This window comes from uncultured Amaricoccus sp. (genome assembly GCF_937858865.1).
Lineage (GTDB): Bacteria > Pseudomonadota > Alphaproteobacteria > Rhodobacterales > Rhodobacteraceae > Amaricoccus.
Window position 1 is genome coordinate 1 of record NZ_CALLYO010000599.1, and the last position, 2,485, is coordinate 2,485.

The 2,485-nt window shown below is 75.8% G+C and carries 2 protein-coding genes; both read right to left on the bottom strand.

The genetic code is table 11. From position 1 onward, the window contains the following. Positions 1-111: 111 nt before the first annotated feature. A complete protein-coding gene (locus tag Q0112_RS17700) occupies positions 112-822 on the bottom strand; it encodes a response regulator (protein ID WP_297977338.1) in 711 nt (236 codons plus the stop codon). Beyond that, on the bottom strand, positions 819-2,485 hold a 1,667-nt coding region (locus Q0112_RS17705; RefSeq protein WP_297977339.1), incomplete at its 5' end, for an ATP-binding protein. The genes Q0112_RS17700 and Q0112_RS17705, both read right to left, overlap by 4 nt.

A 2,485-nucleotide genomic window follows, 5' to 3' on the forward strand; every position in this document is an offset into this window, starting at 1 on the left:
CCCGTCCCCGGCGAGCGGCGCCGAGGGAGGCGCGCCGCTTCTCGCCCGCCGGGTCGGCCGCTGCCCTCCTCGCTCTGGAGCGGCGATCCGCACGGGACGCACCGGAATTGCTCAGGCGTCCGGGTCGAAGACGTAGCCCTCGCCGTGCACCGTGCGCAGGGTGCGGGCGTCCTCGCCGATCTTGGCGCGCAGGCGGGTGATGCGGATGTCGATCGAGCGGTCGCCCGGCGCCAGCGGCCGGCCGTGCGCCAGCTCGGCCAGCCGCTGGCGCGACAGCACCTGGCGCGGGTGGCGCGAGAAGACCTCGAGCAGGTCGTACTCCATCGCCGTCAGCGCGATCTCCTCGCCCTCGGGGCTGCGCAGGCAGCGCGCCTCGGCGTCGAAGCTGCAGCGGCCCATCCGCACCAGCGGCCGCGCTACCGGCAGCGCCGCCGGCGCGGCGCCCCGCGCCTCGAGCCGGCGCAACACCGCGCGCAGCCGCGCCAGCAGCTCGCGCGGCTCGAACGGCTTCACCACATAGTCGTCCGCCCCGTCGCCGAGCCCGGCCACCCGGTCGCCGAGCGTGCCGGCCGCGGTCAGCAGGATCACCCCCGCCCGGCTGCCCGCCGCCCGCAGCCGGGCGAGCGCGGCGAGCCCGTTCTCGCCCGGCATGTTGATGTCGAGCACGATCACGTCGGCCGGCTCCTCGGTGAGGCGGGCGTCGAGCTCCGCGGCGTCGGCCGCGGTCCGGACCGCGAAGCCCTGCATCCCGAGATAGTCGGCGAGGAGCGCCCGGAGGTCGGGCTCGTCGTCCACCACCAGGATGCGCGCGCCCGCGGTCACTGCAGCCGCACCCCGGCGATCCGCCGGTGCAGCTCGGCGGCGAGCGCGGCGAGGTCGAGCGGCTTCTCGAAGATCGGCAGCCCGCGCGCCCCGAGCCGGCCGCGGTCGGTGCCGAGCGCGTCGCCGGTGATGAGCAGGATGCGGTCGGCGAGCCCCGGCCAGCGCCGGCCGATCTCGGCGGCCAGCGCCGCCCCGTCCATGTCGGGCATCCGGAGGTCGCTCACCACCGCGTCGACGCCGCCCGACTCGAGCGCGGCGAGCGCGCGGCGCCCGCTCGAGGCGGTGGCGACGCTCAGCCCCTCCTGCCCCAGCCGCTCCTTGAGCAGCGCGGCGATCTCCGGCTCGTCGTCCACGACGAGCACCCGCCCGCCGGCGGTCACGGGGACGGGCGGCGCGGCCCGAACCGCCTCGGCCGCGTGCGAGAGCGGCAGGTGCACCCGGAAGCGCGCCCCCTCGCCCGGCGCGGTGTCGAGCCCGATCCGCCCGCCGTGCGCCGCGACGATGCCGTGGCAGACCGACAGCCCGACGCCGGTGCCCACCCCTTGCGGCTTGGTGGTGAAGAAGGGCTCGAAGGCGCGGCAGGCCACGTCGGGGTCCATGCCGGGCCCGTTGTCGCCCACCTCCAGCACCGCCTCGTCCCCCTCGGTCCAGGCACGGATCGCGAGCCGCCGCGGCGCCGGCCGGGCGATCAGCGCCTGCTGGGCGTTCACCACCAGGTTCACCACCACCTGGTGCAGCTGGTCGGCGTCGCCGTGCACCGGCGGCAGCCCGGCCGGCAGGTCCGCCTCCACCTCCACGTCGGCGCTCCTCAGCCCGTAGGCGGCGAGGTCGAGCGCCCCCATCACCACCTCGCCGAGCGCCACCGGCGCGCGCTGCGGCGGCCGCGCCCGCGCCATGGAGAGGAAGGTGCGCACGATGCGCGCGCAGCGCTCGGCTGCGGCATGGATCTTCTCCGCCCGCGCCGCCATGGCCGGGTCGCAGGGGATCTCGCGCAGCATCGAGGAATAGCCGACCACCACCGACAGCGGGTTGTTGAGCTCGTGCGCCACCCCCGCGAGCAGCGCCCCGAGCGCGTTCAGCTTCTCGCTCTGGTGCAGCGCCTCGCGCGAGCGCGCCACCTCGGCCTGGGCGGCACGCAGCGCCGTCAGGTCGACCGAAGTGGTCACGATCGCCCGCTCGCCCTGGAAGAGGATCTGCCGCGAGGTCAGCGACACCGGGATCTCCCGCCCGTCGGTCCGCCGCAGCGTCAGCTCGTGGTCGGTGATCTCGCGCCCCGCGGCGAGCTCGTCGTAGAGCCAGTCGCGCGCCGCCGGGTCGGGGTAGAGCTCCCCGCGGTCGAAGGCGTCGAGATCGACCCCCTCGAGGCCGTAGAGCCGGACATAGGGCTCGTTGACGAAGAGCAGCTTGCGGTCGGAGAGCCGGGCGATGTTCATCGGCACCGGATTGGCGGCGTTGATCGCGTTCAGCCGCGCCTCCGACGCCTGCAGCGCCGCCTCGGCCTGCTTGCGCTCGGTGATGTCGACCGCGAAGGTGCCGACCGCCTCGACCCGCCCGGCGGCGTCGAAGACCGGGAAGCGGATCGCCATCGTCCAGCGCGGGTCGTCGGGATTGGCGAGCAGGCACTGCTCGCTCGCATGCACCCGCCCGGTCTCCACCACCAGCC